We start from the raw sequence: 20,687 nt of genomic DNA, 5'->3' as shown, positions 1-20,687 counted from the left end.
AATGCGGTTCTACAAGTTTTCTAAAACAAAGCCATAAAAATGTACAGCAGAGAAGAATCACAAAGAATGAAAAGAGAATTTTGGGTAGCATTTGCCGAAAAGTACCCACGAAAATGGATTCTTTATGATACCAAGATTAAAGATTTCTCTTTTAAATTCTATGTAGATAATAAAAAAGCACAGGTGTTAATTGACATTGAACACAGAAGCGACGAAAAACGAAATGCTTATTTTGAAAAAATAGAAGCCTTAAAAAACATTCTGGAAGAAGAGTTTATCAAAGATTTGGTTTTCGAAAAAAATTACACTCTAGAAAGCGGTAAAACCATTAGCCGAATCTGGGTTGAAAAACTTGGGGTCGGTTTCAGTAACCGTAATAACTGGGATGCTATTTTTGATTTCTTCAACGAAAATATGCATGCTCTCGAAATGTTTTATCTGGAATATGATGAGTTTATAAAAGATGTTCAATAGATTTTGAATATCATATACTAATAAATAAACCCTATTATTTTTGATAAAATATAGGGTTTTATTTTTTCTTTCATATTTCAAAATTTCAATAATTACAAGACTTTTTATTGTTTTTAAAACTGCTTAAAAATATTTTACAAAGAAGTATTTCTACTAGGTGCATATTATGTTAAAATTTTTATATTTGAAAAAACCTAAACCAAAACAATGAAAAAAATTTTACTATTCCTTTCTTTAATTTTATTTTCAAAAAACTATTCCCAAACCGATTACACTTTTGTATACAACGCCGATTCCATCATTAATAAAGGTGCTCGTTTACACGATCAAAAAAAATACGATGAAGCGATAAAAGAGTACAAAAAAATTAGCAAATGGGACCCTAAATACCTGACTGCTCAATACGAGATAGCATTGACACTTAGCGCACAACAGAAGAAAAGTGAGTTAAAAGCATTTCTGGAGGATCTTCATAAAAGAGGAAAAATGGAGGAGAATCCGGAACTTTTTCAGATTTATGCAATCTTTTTAAGTAATGAAAAAGAATACGAAGCTTCTGAAAAAATATTTAACGAAGGTCAAAAATATTTAGGCAATTCGTCTACATTTTTATATAATCTTGCCGTTTTATATATTCGAAAAGATGAACCGCAAAAGGGTGTCGAGGTATTGAAAACGATCATTACAAAAAATCCAAATCATGCCGGATCTCATTATTTATTGGGGCTTACTGCTTTTGATAATGGAAAAATTACAGAAGGGACATTGGCACTTATGACTTATTTAATGCTGGCTCCAACCGGTCCTTATGCAAATCAGGCGATTACAAATTTGAATGCAAATTACGGTCAGAATTATATAGCCGAAAGTAAAGTTATTTTCTCTAAATCTGGTGATAATTTCGAAGAAATCGAAACTATTTTAAGAAATCAATTACCTCTAAAAAAAGTCTATAAAATCAAATCAACTATCGATGATAATCTCACGCGTCAAATTCAGGCTGTTGCAGAATATGCTGTTGAGCATAAAATGGAAGACGGTTTTTTTGAAACAACTTATATTCCGTGGGTAAAACAAATGGTAGAAAAGAACCAGCTGGAAGGTTATTCATATTATAGTCTGGTTTCTATTGAAGACAGAATTGGTAAAGAATTAAACAAACAAAAGAAAAAAATAAACTCATTTATTGATGATTATCTTCAAAAAGATTTCTGGCCGGTTTTTGGAAAACGAAAAATGGATATGTTTGGAACTACCGAAGAAGTAATTGTTTCTATCGATAAGCACAGACCTTATATAATTGGAAAACAAGTAAATGGATTATTTGAAGGTAAATGCAAATACTTAAATGAATATGAAAATTTAGGCAGCGAACTTAATTTTAAAAATGGTGCTCTGGATGGTTTACAAAGATTCTTTAATAACAAAGGAAATCTAATTGAAGAAAAATCTTTTTCAGCAGGGAAACTTAACGGAAAAAGAACTACGTATTATGAAAACGGAAATATTTCTTTAATCGAAAATTATAAAAATGATGTTTTAGATGGCATTAGTACATCATTTTACCTGAACGGTGGCAAAAATTGCGAAGTTAATTTTGTTAATGGAGAAAAAGACGGAACTTTCATTTGTTTATATGAAAGCGGGACTAAGAAAAATGAAAGCCAGTTTTCTAAAAACAAACTAAATGGAAAATATGTTCATTATAATGAATTAGGAGACATTCTTGAAACTTACAATTTTGTCAATAATATGATCGATGGAAATTATGTTGAGTATTTCGATGGAAAAACAATTCAGTCTGAAGCTTTTTATAAAAATGGAGTTATTGAAGGAACTTCTAAAATCTATTATCCAAACAAAACTCTAAAAAAAGAAAATACATTTATCGCGGGAAAAATTAGTAAGTCTGTTGAATATGGCGAAAATGGAAACAAATCGTCGGAAACTATCTATAATAATAAAGAAGAAATAGAAAGTTACGCGTATTTTGATAATCAGGGAAATAAGTATTTTGAAGAAAAATACAAAGGAGGCGAATTAAAATCTGGTGTTCAATTTACTGCAAACTCTCCAGCAGGAACAGAAGTTAATTTGGGCAAGAAAGGCTTCGAAGTAAAAAATTACAATGGTACACCCCGTATTATTGGAAATTTTGAAAAAGGTAAAAAAAATGGAGAATGGAAGTATTTCTTTTCTTCTGAAATTTTACGTTTAAAAGAATCTTACATTAATGGGAAAAACAATGGTCTTACTACAAATTACAATCGTAACGGAAATGTTTCGAGCATTTGTAATTTTGAAAATGATACTATTAGTGGAATTTATGAAGTTTATAATGCTAATAAATTAAATCAGGTCTATCATTACGATAAAGGACAGCAAAATGGCCCTTTTACCACTTTTTACTCAAATGGCGCTGTACTTTCTGAAGGTTTTATAATTAATAATGAAATCAATTCTAATAAAACTATATACTCTCAAAGCGGAAAAATATCAAGTATAGAAACTTATTTATCGGGATATTTAACTCATATTGAAACGTTTACTGACAATGGAGATATCGAAAACAGCATTGATTATAAAAATAAAACCGGAAATTTTAATTTAACTTTTAATAAAGGCGTTTACACTAAAAACAGCTCTTATATTAACGGTATATTGAATGGAAAATTAACCGCTCAGGATAAATTCAAAAATAAAATTGTGGAGAGTGAATATGCAAATGGTATACTTCAAAATTCTTATAAAACATATAGCCCATTAGGATCAATTCTTGTTGAAAACAATTACTATAATGGTAAATTAAATGGTTTAAATAAATATTACGATTATGTTGGTAATTTAAGAATGACTTTAGAATATGCACATGGTCTTGAAAACGGAAAAACCATTCGTTATTATAACAATAAATCTAAATTATCAGAAAGTAATCATGTAAATGATATTGATGAAGGAAACAAAACGTATTATAATCAAAAAGGTGAGCCCGTATTAATTTTAGGCTATGAAAACAATGTCCCTAAATTTTATATCAAAAAGAATAAAACTGGAGAATTGACTGAAAAAGTTTTAATCGAAAATCAAACAGCCCAGATTTCATCATTATATCCTAACGGAAAAACGGCTATTCAGTTTAAAATTACTAAAGGAAATTTTGATGGAAAATTTGTAATTAATAATGTAGATGGAAAAGCTGATTATGAATGTAATTATATTAATAACATGTTAGATGGAGATCGAATTGAATATTATGCCAACGGAAAAATCTATAAAAAAGAACATTTTGTTAATAACGAATATGATGGACAGCAGCAGTATTTTAAAGAAGATGGACAACTTTGGGCTGATATCTCTCTAAAAAATGATGAATTACACGGAAACACATTAATCTACAACGCTGGGAAACTAGTGCAAACAAATAAATATGACTCAGATGAATTGGTCGACATTATTAAATAAATCTTTTTTTCTGACTTTATTTCTTATTGCATACTCTAGTATAATTACAGCGCAAAAATCTTTTCAGGACACTAAAAATCTGTATCCGGATTATAATGAAATTGTCATTGATAATTCTGAATTATATGATATTTCGATAGAAAACAATGGTTTAAAAATTCTGCAGGACACGCATTATGAATCAATGATTTTAACTCAAAATGGTATAATTAACAACAAAGAATCTTTTTCATATTCAGGATTAATTCCGCTAAAAAGTTATGAAGCATATACTGTTTTAAATGATAATGAAAAAGAAAAAAAACTAAAAGTAACTCAGACAATTGAAAAACAATCTGAGCAAGGTTCTATTTTTTATAATGATGTAAAAGAACGTCAGCTTACATTTCCGGGTATAGAAACCGGAGCAAAAAAAGTGTATCATTATCAAACTCAGTTTTTAGATCCGCACTTGCTTCATAAATTTATATTTGGAGGGGTTTTGCCAATTCAAAATTGTGTTTTAGAAGTTCGAACAGATAAAAATGTCGTGATCGATTATAAAATTTTCAATGATCCTGATAAAACAATTACGTATTCTAAAACGGAAAAAAAAGGAAAATGGATTCACAAGTGGACTTCTTCAAACATTAAACCATCAAAATATGAAGACAATGCTCCTGGCTATTTGTATATAGTTCCCCATGTTGATTTTTATATAAAAGAATATACAATTAATAACAAAACTACTCCAGTTTTAGGAGATATAAATGAGCTTTACAACTATTACAAATCATTTGTAAAAGACTTAAACAAAAAGGAAGATCCTGATTTAAAAGCTTTGGCAATTGACCTTACAAAAGATAAGAATAATGATGAAGAAAAAGTAAAAAGCATTTTTTACTGGGTAAAAAACAACATCAAATACATTGCTTTTGAAGATGGTTACGAAGGTTTTATACCACGTGAAGCCAGTTTGGTGTTTGAACGAAAATTTGGAGACTGCAAGGATATGGCAAATCTTATATCTACAATGTCTTTATATGCAGGTTTAAAAAATGTAACAATTGCCTGGATTGGAACCCGAAGCATTCCTTACTCATACAATGATCTTGCAACACCATCAGTAGACAATCACATGATTGCAATCTTTAAAAAAGATAACGATTATGTATTTCTGGACGGTACAGATAAAGAAACACGCTATGGAATTCCCACTGCTTTTATTCAGGGAAAAGAAGTTCTTTTTACAGAAAACGATCAATATAAAATTCAGCCAGTTCCGGTTGTTCCCGGTGATTTAAACGAGATTAAAGAAGATGTAATTCTTAAAATCGAGAATAGTAAATTAGTCGGAAATGCAAAAATTTCCCGTTATGGTTATAACCGAAGCCACGTTTTAATGCAGATTGGTGATGCGTCAAACAAAACGCGTCAGGACATGATAAAATCACTAGTTTTAAAAGGAAATAACAAGTTTAATTTAAAGGATTTTAAAGAAGAAAATCTTTTAAACAAAGATTTGCCATACACTATTAATTACAATTTCGATCTTGATAATTATATTGTAAAAGTTGATAAAGAAACGTATGTCAATTTGTTTTTGGACAAATTTTTAGAAAAAACAATTATTGCAAAAGATCGTGTTTATCCATACGAATTTGAATATTTAACAAAATTCTCAACGCAGTATGCATTAGAAATTCCAAAAAATAATACAATCAAATATCTTCCAAAAAACTTTGATCTCGATAATGATTACGTAAAAGCAAATTTCGTTTATGAATTAAAAAACAACATTTTATATCTAAATGTGAGCCTTACGGTAAAAAAGTTATTACTCAACAAATCTGATTTTGAACCTTGGAATGCCACAATAAAAAAACTAAAAACTAACTATAACGAAACTATAATTTTACTCGAAAAATAATGAAAAACCAATTATTAAAAACCATTTTTATTTTTGCAGCATTGCTAAACACCTCGTTTTTCTTTGCTCAGGAATATACTTTTAAGGACTATAACTGGAACGAAAAAGATACGAAGATTGAAGTTCCTAAAAACTACGAAAACGAGAAAGAAGTAATCTTAAGTCGTAATTTAAAAATAGAAGTTGTTGTAGATAAAAATACTGCGAAACAATACCGTTTGATACATGAAAAAAAGTACATAAACTCAGACGATGCAATCGAAAGAAACAATAAAATCTATATTCCGTTTGGCGATAATGAAAATGTTTTGATTACAAAAGTTCGGGTAATCTTAAAAAACGGCAAAACAAACGTTCTTGATAAAAAAGACATCAAAGAAGAAGTTGATCAGGAAAAAGGAATGAAATATAATTATTTTGCCCTGAACGGTCTTGAAAAAGGCGCTGTAATCGAGAAACTTTATATTATAGAAGAAGCTCCCGATTTAAAAGGAAATACAGTTAAAATGCAGGATGAATATCCTATTAACGAGTTTAACTTTGAATTGATAGCTCCGGCTCATCTTGTTTTTAAAACCAAATCTTACAACGGTTTAAGCGAACCCGTTTTGGATGATAAAAAATTTGAGAACAAAAAAGTTTTAAGTATTTCTGAAAAAGATATTCCAGCTTTAAAAGATGACGAAGCGTATTCAAATTGGGATGTGAAAATAAAATTATTCAGATACAAATTAGACGCAAACCTTTATAACGGCGGTAAAAACCTAAGCAATTTTAAAGAATATGCTACAAGAACTTATGAGTTGATTAATCCCGTTTTAGATAAAAAACAAGAAAAGGCGATTAACTCTTTCTGCAGCAATATTCCAGTTTCTAAAGATCCTCAGGAACAAATCTGGAACATTGAAAACAAGATTAAAAAAACAATTATTTATGATAAATATACGGATTCAAAAGATGGATTAAGCGATATTATCAGTTCAAAACAAGCAAACAGTTTAGATATCATTAAACTTTATGTTGCTGTTTTTAAATATTTTAAAATCGAACAGAATCTTGTTTTTACTTCAAACCGATATAAAGTTCCTTTTGACAAAGATTTTGAGAGTTATGAAAATTTAGACGAGTTTTTATTCTATTTTCCAAGTATCAAAAAATACCTGACACCAACTGAAGTAGAATACAGATTACCGCTTTTTCCTAGTTATTTAGGAAATAATAACGGATTATTTATTAAAGAAAAAGTATTTGCAGGTCTTTCTATGGGAATTGGAGAAATAAACTTTATTGAAATCCCCGGAACTGAAATCACGCATGATTATATGGATATTACAGCCGATTTTACAAAAGATATCGAAAATCCATTAATTACAAGCCACATGACTTATGGCGGATATTCTGGTTTAAATTTTCAGCCGATAAAGGATTTTGTTTCTAATGATCAATACCAGACAATGCTAAAAACCATTTCTGAAAATTACACGTTACAAACTGAATATAAAACCCTTACAACAGAAAATGATGGCACTGAATTTATTGGAAAAAAACCATACAAATTAAACTTAACATTTGATGGAAAAGACATGATTCAAAAAGCGGGAGGAAATTATTTGTTTTCTGTAGGACAAACCATTGGTAAACAAATGGAATTTTATCAGGAAAACAAAAGAGTGCTTCCTATTGAAATCGATTATCCACACTATTATACCAGAAAAATTAAAATCATTTTACCAGAAGGCGCAACCATCAAAAATTTGGATAAGTTTGTGATGGATTTCAAAACAGAACTTAACGGTAAAACCGAAGCCGCATTTACAAGTAATTATTCTCAAAACAAAAACGAAGTAATAATAGAAAATACTGAATTTTACAACATCATAAATTATCCATTAAGCAGTTTTGATCAATATAAAGCAGTTATCAATGCTGCCGCAGATTTTAATAAAATTGTGGTTATCGTAACGCAATAGTTTTTTTAGAAATTAATTCTGATGAAATAAAAAACCCGACAACTTTAAAATTGTCGGGTTTTTGTTTTGTATAATTATTTAATTACACCGTAAAAATATTATAAACAATAATATGATCTTCGTAATTAATATAAAGCTGTTTACGATTATCTTGCTTTTTTCGCGTAATTATCGAGAGTTTGCATTCGCGTCCGTCGTTGTCTTTGCACATAAAAGAATACACAATATCGGTATCATTTTCTTCGCGTTCTATATAATCCAGAATATTAAAAAGCTGAATTTCTTGAGAATAAACTACAATTCTATGCTTATCAGTATCCAAAACAACCGAAAGGTTTACCAAATCAAGATCTGACCATTCTCCCCACTTCCCTCTTTCATTTTTTTCCAGAACACTAAATCCCGAAGTTTTAAAATGATAAGACTGACTTTGAACTTGTTGAAATCCAAAACCGAGAAACAATACTACTATATAAGTGCAAATAGAATTCATAAAATATTTCCTGCAGACAATTAAAACTCAAATGTAGCTTTTTCTTGGCATGCATCTCTAAAATCCGACATCATTTCTTGAACAATTTGTTCTACTGGCAAAATTTCATGGATCAATCCGGATATTTGCCCAATTTCGAGTTCTCCTTCTTCAAGATCACCTTCAAACATTCCTTTTTTGGCTCTGGCTCTTCCTAAAAGTGCTATTAAATCTTCTTTAGAAGGGCATTTCTCATACAAAGCCTGAACATCATTATAAAATTTATTTTTCACCAATCGAACTGGAGCTAATTCTTTTAAAGTCAATTGAGTACCCCCTTCTTTTATATTAACTATCGTTTCTTTAAAATTATTGTGGGCAGAAGATTCTACTGATGCCGCAAAACGGCTTCCAACCTGAACGCCATCGGCACCTAGAATCATTACGGCAAGCATTCCTCTTCCGGTAGCAATTCCGCCAGCGGCAATAAGCGGAATGTGAACTTTTTCTTTAACCATCGGAATCAAGGTTAAAGTCGTCGTTTCGTCGCGTCCGTTGTGTCCGCCTGCTTCAAAGCCTTCAGCCACAATAGCGTCTACGCCGGCTTCCTGCGCTTTTAATGCAAAAACACTGCTGCTTACAACATGCACAACTGTAATTCCTTTTTCTTTTAAAAACGAAGTCCAGGTTTTAGGATTTCCTGCCGAAGTAAAAACGATTTTCACGTCTTCTTCAACAACAATATTCATAATTTCTTCAATATTAGGATACAACATCGGAATATTGACTCCAAATGGCTTATCAGTCGCTTTTTTGCATTTCTGAATATGTTCTCTCAAAACATCAGGATACATTGATCCAGCGCCAATTAAACCTAAACCACCCGCATTACTAACTGCCGATGCTAATTTATAACCACTATTCCAGATCATTCCACCTTGAATAATTGGATATTTTATATTGAAAAGTTTTGTAATTCTATTCATTAAAACGCTTATTGTTTTATAAGTTTTCCTGTTTTCTGCAAATCTCCAGATTTAAAAGTATAAAAATAAAGTCCGCTTGTTAAGCTTTCCACAGAAAGAACGGGATTTTGATTTGTAATTTCTTTTTCAATCAGCTTTTGTCCTAAAATTGAATAAATAGAAACTGATGCCGTTTCATTTTCAAACAAAAATGAAATATTGGATTTTGCAGGATTTGGATAAACTGAAAAATCAAATGAATTCTGAAAAGTTTCTGTTCTTAATGTCGAGCCAAAATTCGGAATTCCGAAACCATAATTATTATCCGGAGTTGTATATCTGTCAGCCGACTGAATAATCATATTTCTAATTTCCTGATTTGTTTTTGATGGAAATGCCTGCCATAAACAAGCTACCATCCCTGCCATTATCGGGCAAGAAAAAGAAGTTCCGTTTGCAGTAGAAATTGTTCCCGAAGTAGTCGAAACCACAGCCGCAACTCCCTGCGCCATTACATCTGGTTTTGTACGGTTATCAAAACTTGGCCCAATAGAACTAGAAGATGCTTTAACTTTTGAAGCATTAACCGAACCCACTGTAATAACAGAAGCGCCATCTGCAGGTGAACCAATATGGTTTTCTGCCTGATTTCCCTCATTTCCGGCAGAAGCCAAAACAATGATTCCTTTACTAAAAGCAATTTCAGCGCCTTTGGTAATAAAATTTGTTGTACCATTCATATCGCTGTAAGTGTGGCTGTAATTTGGATTATCAAAAGCAAAATAACCCAAAGAACTCGTGATGATATCAGCTCCAACAGCATCTGCTTGTTCTGCAGCTTCAACCCAGTACGATTCTTCAACAGGATTTTCAGAAGCATCGTTTTCTGTTATAAACAAATAATAAGAAGCGTCCGGAGCAGTTCCTACCAAAGAGTTTTCTTTGTAACCTCCCATGGCAGATAAAACTAAAGTTCCGTGACTGTCTCCTGCATAAAAGTCTGTACTTCTGTTAACAAAATCATAGCCACCTAAAATCCTATTATTATCTCTTAATCTTTGAAAAGGTTCTGCTGTATTTACACCTGGAAAACCGGCATCTAAAACGGCAATTATTTTTCCCGAACCTGTAAAATTCTGCTGATGCAAGGTTTGCCCGTTGAGCATTTGTATTTGATTTGCAGAAGTTCCATAAGCATAATCAACCGCAGTTTCGAGTTTTTTCTTTACTTCCGAAATTTTATTTACTGAAGCCTTTTTTGAAGTTCCATTCAAAGTTTTATTGGCAAAAACTATTTTATCAACAAATGAAAGCAATTTCAGAGCATTAATATCAGTCTGGCTACCTCTAATATGCAGCGCATTTAACCATTTAGATTGTGCCATAACAGTTATTCCTGTACTCGCTTTTACCTGATCTATATAAGTAGTTTCAAGCGGAGCATCTGTAACATTTAAAGCAATATTTTGTGCTGTACGACGATCTAATGATCTCTGAGAAAGGGTTTGTGATGGATTATTAAAAAAATCCTGTGCATTTGGTTTTCCCGTAAAATAAACCCAGGCGTCCTCCTGAGCAAATAAAACAGTCGAAAACAATACTAAAAGAAAAGTAAAATTATATTTCATAGATACTCTTTTAAAAGGAAAACCTCATTAAAAAAGTATAAAGCTAAGAAATTACTCCCGAACCAACTAATTCATTTTCTAAATACCAGGCCACAAATTGTCCTTCTGTAATGGCAGACTGAGGTTCTTCAAAAGAAACATACATTCCGTCTTCAAATTGGTGTAAAGTCGCTTTTTGCAAAGGCTGACGATAACGAATTCTCGCCATTACCTCCATTGTTTCACCAGGTTTTAAAGTCATGTCTTCACGAATCCAGTGTACTTCAGATTCTCCAACAAATAATGCTTTTTTGAATAATCCTGGGTGATTGCTTGTTAAACCTGTGTAAATGGTATTAGTTTCAACATCTGTAGCGATTACAAATAACGGATCTGTAGTTCCGCCCACATTCAATCCTTTTCTTTGTCCAACAGTAAAATAATGCGCTCCCTGATGGTTACCCATAAATTTTCCCATTTCCGGACGATAATTCAATTTTTGAGCTTCAATTTTTAGTTCATCTTCTAAAGAATCAGCTTCTTTTTCTATAGTATAAATTGGATCGTTTTTGTCAATCTGAACAATTTTACCTTCTTTTGGCTGTAATTTTTGCTGTAAAAACTCTGGCAGACGAACTTTCCCAATGAAACAAAGTCCTTGAGAATCTTTCTTTTCGGCTGTAACCAATTCCATTTCAGCCGCAATTTGGCGAACTTCAGGTTTTGTCAAAGCACCTATTGGAAATAAAGCTTTAGAAAGTTGTTCTTGTGATAATTGGCATAAAAAGTAAGACTGATCTTTGTTTACGTCATTTCCGGCAATTAATTGATAAACCGTTTTTCCGTCAACTTCGATTTCGCTTTTTTGGCAGTAATGCCCAGTTGCCACATAATCAGCACCAAGACTTAAAGCAATTTTCATAAAAACATCAAATTTGATTTCGCGGTTACAAAGCACGTCAGGATTTGGAGTTCTTCCTTTTTCGTATTCGTTAAACATATAGTCAACGATTTTTTCTTTGTATTCTTCGCTTAAATCAACTGTCTGAAACGGTATTCCTAGTTTTTCTGCAACCAATAAAGCATCGTTACTATCTTCTAACCAAGGACATTCGTTAGAAATGGTAACAGAATCATCGTGCCAGTTTTTCATAAAAAGTCCAATAACTTCGTATCCCTGCTGCTGCAATAAATAAGCTGCAACACTAGAATCAACTCCGCCAGAAAGACCTACAACTACTCGTTTCATTTTAAAATGTTTATATTTTTATAAGGGTGCAAAGATACGCCATATTTTAGAAAATTTAATCCCTTTTAATTAGTTTATATAATCCCGCAGTAGATAAAACTTATTGTTTAAATACTTACTTTTAATATTCAATAAAATGGTCATGAAAAAGTCTCTTTACAGCTTGTTTTTCCTTCTAATGTTTGTGTCTGTGAATGCGCAAAAGTATTCTTCTACGCTGCAGGATTATAATGCTTACAAGGCTTTTAGAGGAAAACCATTATCTGATAAATTTTCGAATATCGAATCTGTAAAAGTTATTTACGATTTGAGAAAACAAAAAATGTATTATTTCAACAGTACTTTAATTCCGCTTCATTATGATTTTGTGGTTAACTATTTGCGATACAATTATGATTTAGAAGTTTTTAATAATGAAAATTATAGTAACACTTTAAAAAATCGAGATTTTCTATTAGGAAATCTGAACCACATTAAAGGAACAGATAAATGGATTTTTGAATTGGCGGCTTCAGACAGAATGCCAATTGAGCAGATAGAACGCTTTTTTAATCTCGTTAAAAATTCAACTTTTATCAAAGATGATTTAAAGTTTTATCTAAATAATCCAGATCAAATGGAATGGTTTGGTTTAGAACAATTCAAAATTCCATGCGTAAAATCAGATTATATTTTTAATGAAATACAATATCAGGAAGTTGTTTCCGGAACTAATGTCGGAATTCTAAAAGAATACAAAATCAAAGATTTGGATAAAACCAAACCAAATCCTGATGAAATTATTGTTTTAGACGGAACGCCGGAAATTCTGCCAAACGTAAGAGGAATTATTGTTAATGAACTTCAGACTCCGTTAAGTCATTTGGTAATTTTAGGAAAAAACAGGAAAATTCCAATTATGGCTTATACATTGGCATTAAAAGATGAAAACATAAAAAAATTACTTTCTAAAAAAGTAGAGTTGAAAATTCAGGTTGACACTTTTTTTATAAAAGAAACTGATAAAAAAATTGTTATTAAAACAAATTCAAAAAAGAAAAAACTAATCATTGATAATACCGTTACGGATTTAGTCGATTTGTCTAAAATTCCAAAAAAAGGAGTTAATTACATTGGTTCAAAAGCACAAAATATGGCGTATTTGATTGCGATTTCGAAAGAAATTCCTTTTAAAGTTCCGGAAAATGCGCATGCCATTCCTTTTTATTATTATACCAAACACATTCAAAAAGAGTCAATATCTCCTTTAATAAAAGAACTTTTAGAATCTACTAAAAAAGATTCGGCAGTTTGGATAAGTAAGCAATTGAAAAAAATTCGCGACGCTATTAAAAAAGAACCTATTGATCCTGAATTAATTTCGAAGCTAAATTTGGCTTTTAAAGACGCTAAATTTAAAAACTTCAGGTTTCGATCATCAACAAATGCAGAGGATCTGGACGAATTTAACGGCGCTGGATTATACGATTCGAAAACCGGAATTATCGGCGACAGCGTTAAAACTTTTGAAAAAGCAATTAAACAAGTTTGGGCAAGCGTTTGGAACGAAGCTTCGTATAACGAAAGAGAACTTTTTGGAATCGATCAGGAAAATATTGCAATGGGCGTTTTGGTTCATCGTTCTTTTCCCGATGAATTGGCAAATGGCGTTATTATAACCAAAAACATTTTTAGAGACAATTTTCCGGGAATCACGGTTAATATCCAAAAAGGTGAAAACTCAGTTGTAAAACCTGCAAAAGGAGAAATATGCGAACAGTTTGTGGCTTATCATTTTAATTCTGGAACAAATGATGACGATTTTGATGTTGACTATACTTCAAACTCAAATCTCAATAATAATGAACCTTTATTAAGCCGAAAAGAAATGAGCAGGCTTTTTCTGGTAAGCAAAAAGATAGAAGAAAAAATGTATCGCTATTGGAGGAAAAATTCATTTCATCCAGTAGATATTGAATTCAAAATTGTGGGCGAAGATCGGGATTTATACATCAAACAAGTACGTCCGTTTAATGATTAATAAAAAACCAAAAGATCAATTTCGCTGGTTACCGTATTGATCAAAACAATTTTAAAATCAAAATCCTGAATATTTATTTTTTCCTGAACTGCTTTGCGAATATTTCCATTTTCTAAAGAAAAATTACCTGCAAAAGCAATTTTTACATCAACAGTATTCAGGTATTTTGAAGCTTTTCGATTTACAATAATCGAAGCTGCAACATAAAAACCAATTATAATAATTTGAAAAAACAGCAGTAATTCTATTTTTTCAAATGGATACATAATATCTAAAATAGAAAGTGTAATTGTGGCAAAAAGAAAAATAATCGCATTTACAGTAAACGATTGTGTACGAAATCTTAGAATTGAAAAAATGGCAAACAAACCAAAACCAATACCAACGCCGATTTCAATTTTTGTAAACAAATAACAAAGCGAAAATGTACAAAGCCCAACAATAACCATTAATGGATTTATGGTTTCGTTATCTTTTCTGTTTGAGAAAAAATACAAAATCAAAATCGAAAAAAACAACAATAAAAATCGTCCGATAAGTTCGTTTAAATCCATTGAATCAAAATATTAGCTCAATCAAATTTAAACAATTACACAAAAAAAATCAGCCACGAATTCACAAATTTTAGTTTTATAACAAATTCGTGAATTCGTGGCTGAAAAATTTAATTCTTCAAATATTTTAATTGCTCATTTTAGGTTTTGAGTCAGCTTTATAACTTTGTTTTGGGTCGCTCATGTTTATTTCTTTCAATTTCCCTTTTGTATAAAACTGCCAGATTCCGGCTTTTTTACCATTTACAAATTTCCCTTTTGAAGCAACTGCTCCGTCTGCGTCATAAAAAACTGCACCGCCGTTATATTCATTGTTTTTATAAAAAGACTCTTCCTGAATAGTTCCGTTTTGTCCAAGTTTTCTATACTTTCCTTCTTTTATACCATTTACATACGTCATTTCTTCAGCAACTTTCGCATTAGGATAATAAACAGTTCGCACACCATCTAGTTTTCCATTTTTGTACGTTTCAGAAGTCATCAAAACTTTAGAAGCCTTGTGATAATATTTCCATTCTCCTTCCCTAACTTTCCCAACTTCTTTCCCTTCGCTTACTATATTTTTATTCTGGTCATAAAAAATTGTATATGATGTTCCGTCATTTGCAGTAAAATCACGTGTTGCAATCACATCTCCTTTTTTGGTATCATCAAAAAATTTAAAAATTCCGGTTTCCTTTCCGTGAACAAAAGTTCCTTCGTAGCGCGGACGCTTGGATTCCTCATAAACTCCTTTCCATACGCCGTCTTTTTTTCCGTTAGAATCTAATTTATTAAATTCGGTTTGAGCATTTAAGATGAAGACATTTAATAATACAAGTCCGGTTATCAGTCTTTTAGAAATCATATTTTATTTAATTTTAAACTAAAACGAAAATTCGTTTCATAAAGTATAATTGTTTTTCTCAAAGTTAAAATATTCATTCCTTTTTCAAAAGGAAGATATTTCTATAAATTAAAAAATCCCGATTTAATCGGGATTTTTAGTTTTTTATTTCTTTTTATTTTGAGTTTTTTTAGCTGCTTCCTGCTGCTCCATTACTTCCTGAAGACGCTGTTGGAATTTACTTGGCTTTTTAGGCTCTTTTAATTTGTTTTCCTGAATCTGCGCGTGAATTTTCTCGCTGTCGACAATATAGTTTTTGATAACAAACATAATTCCGATTGTAATTAAGTTTGAAATAAAGTTGTATAAACTCAATCCTGCACCGTAACTGTTGAAGAAAATTAACATCATTAATGGCGAAACATAAATCATGATTTTCATCATTTTTGCCATATCCGGCATACCTTCCTGTTGAGGCGCTGCCATCTGCTGATCTCCAGAAGTCATTTTCATGTAGAAGAAAATTGCAATTGCTGCCAAAATTGGGAACAAACTGATATGATCTCCATATAATGGAATGTGGAATGGTAATTTTACAACAGAGTCAAAAGATGATAAATCGTCTGCCCAAAGGAATCCTTTTTGTCTTAACTCAAAAGCTGCTGGAAAAAACTGGAACGATGCATACATAAAAGGAAGCTGAATCAACGCCGGAATACATCCTGCCATTGGGTTTACTCCTGCTTTGTTGTACAGTTTCATTGTTTCCTGTTGTTTTTTCATTGGGTCTTTTTTGTATTTCTCTCCCAACTCATTGATATCAGGTCTTAAAACTTTCATTTTAGCCTGAGACAAGAATGATTTATAGGTAATTGGCGACATTGCCAATTTGATAATTATTGTAAAAATAATGATCGCAATTCCTAAAGACAATCCAATAGTTGAACTTAAGAAACCGAATAACGGAACGAAAATTAATTTGTTAATCCATCCGAAAATTCCCCATCCTAGTGGAATAATTTTTTCGAAATTTTTATCGTACGATTTTAAGACTTTATAATCTGCAGGTCCAAAATACAAATGCATTTTATAATTAATTTCTCCACTAGAGAAAGCCAAAGGAACGGTTGCTTTAAATTGTTTTGTAAAAACCGTATCGATTTTATCGTCTTTAACTAAGTTTTCAGAAACTAAATTTGCTTTTTCAAAAGCCGTATCGGTTTTTAAAATTGTAGCAAAAAAGTGCTGTTTAAATGCAATATATTCAACTTTATCAGGTGTTTCTTCTTTAAGATCTCCCTGCCCTACGTAGCTTTCTTTTCCTTCTTCGTAGTTATAATAAATTTCGGCATAACGATTTTCATAAGAAACACTTTTTTCGTTTCTGTAAGTTTTTAAATCCCATTGTAAATCTAAAGGTTTAGCAGAATTTAAAACTTTATTTAAACCTTGAGAACGGATATCAAAACCAACTAAGTAATCGTTTGGTTTTAAAACATATTTATATTCTAAGAATTCGTTTGCACCGGCTTTTAAACGCATTGATAAAACCTGATCTGCACCAACTTTTTCTAATGTTGGTTCAAAATATAAATCTTTAGAATTTAATGTTCTGTTATCTGTTGTAAGAAGCTGTAAATTTAAGTTTGAATTATTGTTTTTAATTAACTCAACTAATTCTCCAGAACCTTTTCTAAATTTTTCGAATTCTTTTAAAGTTGCTTCAACAATATAACCACCTTTATTAGCAATTTTAAGTTTTACTTTCTCGTTTTCGATAGTTGTAAAAGATTCTTTTGCAGAAGGAAGTGTAGCAGAATATGCAAAACCGCCTAAAGTTTTTTGTAATTGTGCTAATTGAACTGTATCACCTGGCGTTACAGCAGCAGTTGGTACAACAGCAGTTTTAGCTCTATCAGCTTTTGCCTGAGCTTCTTGTTTAGCTACTAATTCTTTCTTGGCTTTTTCAGCAGCAATTTCTTTTTCAGAAGGTTTGTTTTGGTACATTATCCAAATCAAAATTCCGAATATCAATACAAAACCAATGATTGAATTAAGGTCTAATTTTTTTTCTTCCATTATTATTTAAAAAAGTTATTCTTCGAAGCCTATTAGTTATGAGTTTTACTCAAAAGTTACATCTTCCGGAATATTAATTATTATTTTTTATGTGCATTTACCGCTGCAGCTACAAAGTTTACAAAAATTGGGTGCGGATTTGCTACTGTACTTTTGTATTCCGGGTGGTACTGTACTCCAATAAAGAACGGATGGTTTTCAAGCTCTACAATTTCTACCAATCCTGTATCTGGATTTACTCCAGAAGCCTTTAAACCAGCTTTTTGCAATTCGTCAGCATATTTATTATTGTACTCATAGCGGTGGCGGTGACGCTCAGAAATAGTGGTTTCACCATAAATTCTGTGAGCCAGAGTATTTGGTTTAATATCACATTTCCAGGCTCCAAGACGCATTGTTCCTCCTTTATCAGTAATATTTTTTTGTTCTTCCATTAAATTCACAACCGGATGCGGCGTTTTCTCGTTCATCTCAGTTGAATTTGCATCAGCATAACCTAAAATATTTCTAGAATATTCAATAACAGACATCTGCATTCCTAAACAAATTCCGAAGAATGGAATATTATTTTCACGAACGTAACGTACTGCCTCGATTTTTCCTTCAATACCTCTTTCACCAAATCCTGGAGCAACTACTACTCCGTCAAGAGTTCCTAATTTTTCTTCTACATTCTCTGCATTAATATGTTCTGAATGAATAGAAATTACGTTTACTTTCGTTTCATTTGCTGCACCTGCATGGATAAACGCTTCTAAAATAGATTTGTAACAATCCTGCATTTCTACATATTTTCCAACCAAACCGATATTTACGGTTTGTTTTGGACTTTTTAACCTGCGTAAGAAAGTATTCCAGTTTTTAAGATCCGGAGCTGCTTTTTTAGGTAAATCTAATTTCTTCAAAGCCACAACATCTAATCCTTCTTCAAGCATTAAATTTGGAACTTCATATATCGTAGAAGCATCTATAGATTGGATAACTGCTTCTTTTTTAACATTACAAAACAAGGCTAATTTTTGACGTAATTCCTGAGATAATTCATGCTCAGTTCTACAAACCAAAATATCAGCTTTAATTCCGCTTTCCATTAAAGTTTTTACAGAGTGCTGCGTTGGTTTTGTTTTTAACTCGCCGGCAGCAGCCAAAAATGGAACTAAAGTTAAATGAATAACAATTCCGTTATTTTCGCCTAATTCCCAAACTAACTGACGAACAGATTCTATATAAGGTAATGATTCAATATCACCAACAGTCCCGCCAATTTCAGTAATAACAATATCATAATCACCTGATTTACCAAGCAATTGCATTCTGTCTTTGATTTCATTTGTAATGTGAGGAACAACCTGAACCGTTTTTCCTAAAAATTCTCCTCTTCTTTCTTTCTCAATAACCGAAAGATAAACTCTTCCTGTTGTAACGTTATTCGCCTGAGATGTAGGAACGTTAAGGAAACGCTCGTAGTGACCTAAATCTAAATCTGTTTCAGCACCATCATCTGTTACGTAACATTCGCCGTGTTCATAAGGGTTTAACGTTCCCGGATCCACATTGATATAAGGATCAAATTTTTGAATAGTTGTACGGTATCCTCTTCCTTGTAACAATTTTGCTAAAGATGCTGCAATGATCCCTTTTCCTAATGAAGAAGTCACACCGCCTGTAACAAAAATATATTTTGTTTGATTCATTCTGTTGTTTGTTTGTAAGTAGTTGTGTAAAAAACTTGGCAAAAGTACAAATTTAATTAGACAATTTATCTATTCGAGAATGAGATAATTTACAAATTTTTAAACAGATTGATTACTTGGTTTTATAATCAATAATTTTAAGCTTTTATTAGGAGTATTTTTAAGAAATATCTTTAAACTGGCTTTGGATATTACTACTTATGCAATGGTAAAAATTATTTATTTTGAACCTGAGTAGTATCTTGAATTATTTTTTCAGTTTTCATTACAGAATCGCGATGGCGTTTCATATCCTCTTTTATAGCTTCAACCTTATCTTGAGACATTTTATTTCTTAAATAATCAGATTTGGCAGCAAAAAAGATAGAAAAATATATTACCAATGGAATGAAAATCAGTCCAATTCCCATCCACATTCCAATTTTAGCAATCGAAGTTGAAATGTTTGCTTTTTTTGCCTGAGATAAACCAACTGCTCCCAAAATTATGGCAAAAACAGCCAATACTATATAAGCTATTTTAAAAGCAAAATGTGGTACAAAAACAAAAATAAGTGCCAATACAGCAAGTATTATTGCATATCTGCCTTGGCTTTCTCCTGGTTTTGATTGTTGGGAATTGTTTTCCATCATTTAGGTCTTTAATATTTACTGTAAAAATATAAAAACACCTCAAAAATGTTAATTCCCTGAAACAAAGTTACTAACAATTAAAACTCGTATTTCGTTAACTATTACCTTTCGGATACTGCTTTTTTATATTTCGGATTAACTCTTCTAAACCGTTTAATTTTAATTCGTAAATAAGCTGCAGCTGCTGTCCTAATTCACCTTTTGGAAAACCTTTATTATGATACCAAACTACGTAATATTCAGGTAAATCGATTAAAAATCGTCCTTCGTATTTCCCGAAAGGCATTTTGGTGTGAGCTAATTTTATGAGAAGTTTTTTGTCTTGTTCCATAGTTTTAGAAGAAAAAAGAAGCAAGAAAAAAGAATAAGTCTCTCTTCTTGCTTCAATTGTATGCAAAGCTATTATTAATTTGCCACAGATTAAAAAGATTTAAATGATTTTCGCCGCAAATTCACAAATTATTTTAAATGCATTGGTGAATTGCTTCGCCAGTTCGCTATCGCTCAAGTTATAACGAATAAAATCTTAATGCCATAGAACCTTAGCAACTTAGAATCTTAGTAATGCCATCTCACGAAAGCTTCCATGGCTGCGTAAGTTGCTAAACCTAACTGCTGATACAAAGCTGCTGTTTCGCTGTTTCGGTCTTCGGCTCTCTGCCAAAATTCTCTTGCGTCTGTTCCCTGAAACACAACACCGTCTTTCTGTGATTGGTGTTTGAATATTCCGTGGCGTTTTGCCAAAACCTGATCCGGACTCATTGGCACCGCCAT

15 protein-coding genes and 1 pseudogene are annotated in these 20,687 nt (G+C 31.6%); 5 read left to right on the top strand and 11 right to left on the bottom strand.

All coding sequences use genetic code 11. The features are described from left to right. Nucleotides 1–39 precede the first annotated feature (39 nt). The 4 genes from BUC29_RS04165 to BUC29_RS04150 all read left to right on the top strand — a co-directional run bounded on the left by BUC29_RS04165 (nt 40) and on the right by BUC29_RS04150 (nt 7,815). Complete coding sequence (locus BUC29_RS04165) at nt 40–474, top strand: DUF4268 domain-containing protein (protein WP_073413663.1); 435 nt, start codon at nt 40–42, stop codon at nt 472–474. Between the two features lie 207 nt (nt 475–681). Beyond that, entirely contained in the window at nt 682–3,936 is a 3,255-nt protein-coding gene (locus BUC29_RS04160) for a toxin-antitoxin system YwqK family antitoxin (RefSeq protein ID WP_073413661.1), read from the top strand. Continuing rightward, nucleotides 3,911–5,845: a DUF3857 domain-containing protein gene (locus BUC29_RS04155; protein WP_167369519.1), complete on the top strand. Its 1,935-nt coding sequence runs from the start codon at nt 3,911–3,913 to the stop codon at nt 5,843–5,845. The genes BUC29_RS04160 and BUC29_RS04155 overlap by 26 nt, the downstream gene beginning before the upstream one ends. Next, nucleotides 5,845–7,815, top strand: coding sequence for a DUF3857 domain-containing protein (locus BUC29_RS04150; RefSeq protein ID WP_073413657.1), 1,971 nt, complete (start codon nt 5,845–5,847; stop codon nt 7,813–7,815). The genes BUC29_RS04155 and BUC29_RS04150 overlap by 1 nt, the downstream gene beginning before the upstream one ends. An 82-nt stretch (nt 7,816–7,897) precedes the next feature. On the opposite strand, the gene BUC29_RS04145 is transcribed toward BUC29_RS04150, so the two are convergent. The 4 genes from BUC29_RS04145 to mnmA are packed head-to-tail and all read right to left on the bottom strand — an operon-like array spanning nt 7,898 to nt 12,108. Beyond that, nucleotides 7,898–8,308 carry a hypothetical protein gene (locus BUC29_RS04145; RefSeq protein WP_073413655.1) on the bottom strand — a complete coding sequence of 137 codons (411 nt, stop codon included), beginning with the start codon at nt 8,306–8,308 and terminating at the stop codon, nt 7,898–7,900. A gap of 20 nt (nt 8,309–8,328) precedes the next feature. Next, nucleotides 8,329–9,273, bottom strand: a complete 945-nt coding sequence (locus BUC29_RS04140) for an NAD(P)H-dependent flavin oxidoreductase (protein ID WP_073413653.1) — start codon at nt 9,271–9,273, stop codon at nt 8,329–8,331. An 8-nt stretch (nt 9,274–9,281) separates the two neighbouring features. Beyond that, nucleotides 9,282–10,880 carry a S8 family serine peptidase gene (locus BUC29_RS04135; RefSeq protein ID WP_073413652.1) on the bottom strand — a complete coding sequence of 533 codons (1,599 nt, stop codon included), beginning with the start codon at nt 10,878–10,880 and terminating at the stop codon, nt 9,282–9,284. A 43-nt stretch (nt 10,881–10,923) separates the two neighbouring features. Beyond that, nucleotides 10,924–12,108: a tRNA 2-thiouridine(34) synthase MnmA gene (gene mnmA, locus BUC29_RS04130; RefSeq protein WP_073413650.1), complete on the bottom strand. Its 1,185-nt coding sequence runs from the start codon at nt 12,106–12,108 to the stop codon at nt 10,924–10,926. A gap of 142 nt (nt 12,109–12,250) precedes the next feature. On the opposite strand from mnmA, the gene BUC29_RS04125 reads away from it, so the two are divergent. Then, nucleotides 12,251–14,128, top strand: a complete 1,878-nt coding sequence (locus BUC29_RS04125; protein ID WP_073413648.1) for a PEP/pyruvate-binding domain-containing protein — start codon at nt 12,251–12,253, stop codon at nt 14,126–14,128. On the opposite strand, the gene BUC29_RS04120 is transcribed toward BUC29_RS04125, so the two are convergent. From BUC29_RS04120 to BUC29_RS04090, 7 genes and pseudogenes are all read right to left on the bottom strand, one after another. Further along, on the bottom strand, nt 14,125–14,682 hold the full coding sequence (locus tag BUC29_RS04120) for a DUF4956 domain-containing protein (RefSeq protein ID WP_073413646.1): 558 nt from the start codon (nt 14,680–14,682) through the stop codon (nt 14,125–14,127). The two genes, BUC29_RS04125 and BUC29_RS04120, sit on opposite strands and share 4 nt — an antisense overlap. A gap of 127 nt (nt 14,683–14,809) precedes the next feature. Then, nucleotides 14,810–15,529, bottom strand: a complete 720-nt coding sequence (locus BUC29_RS04115) for a toxin-antitoxin system YwqK family antitoxin (protein ID WP_073413644.1) — start codon at nt 15,527–15,529, stop codon at nt 14,810–14,812. Nucleotides 15,530–15,673: 144 nt separating this feature from the next. Beyond that, on the bottom strand, nt 15,674–17,587 hold the full coding sequence (gene yidC / locus BUC29_RS04110; protein ID WP_073413641.1) for a membrane protein insertase YidC: 1,914 nt from the start codon (nt 17,585–17,587) through the stop codon (nt 15,674–15,676). 80 nt (nt 17,588–17,667) lie between these two features. Continuing rightward, complete coding sequence (locus tag BUC29_RS04105) at nt 17,668–19,281, bottom strand: CTP synthase (RefSeq protein WP_073413639.1); 1,614 nt, start codon at nt 19,279–19,281, stop codon at nt 17,668–17,670. A 215-nt stretch (nt 19,282–19,496) separates the two neighbouring features. Beyond that, a complete protein-coding gene (locus tag BUC29_RS04100; protein ID WP_139260401.1) occupies nt 19,497–19,913 on the bottom strand; it encodes a hypothetical protein in 417 nt (138 codons plus the stop codon). Nucleotides 19,914–20,007: 94 nt separating this feature from the next. Continuing rightward, nucleotides 20,008–20,244, bottom strand: a complete 237-nt coding sequence (locus BUC29_RS04095; protein ID WP_073414869.1) for a DUF3820 family protein — start codon at nt 20,242–20,244, stop codon at nt 20,008–20,010. Between the two features lie 227 nt (nt 20,245–20,471). Next, nucleotides 20,472–20,687 (bottom strand): annotated as a pseudogene (locus BUC29_RS04090) (glucosamine-6-phosphate deaminase); the annotation flags it as partial.

It is taken from the genome of Flavobacterium defluvii (assembly GCF_900129555.1).
In the GTDB taxonomy this organism is placed as follows: Bacteria; Bacteroidota; Bacteroidia; order Flavobacteriales; family Flavobacteriaceae; genus Flavobacterium; species Flavobacterium defluvii.
The sequence above is the reverse complement of the archived record's forward strand: the minus strand, read 5'-3'. Positions and strand labels throughout refer to the sequence as shown.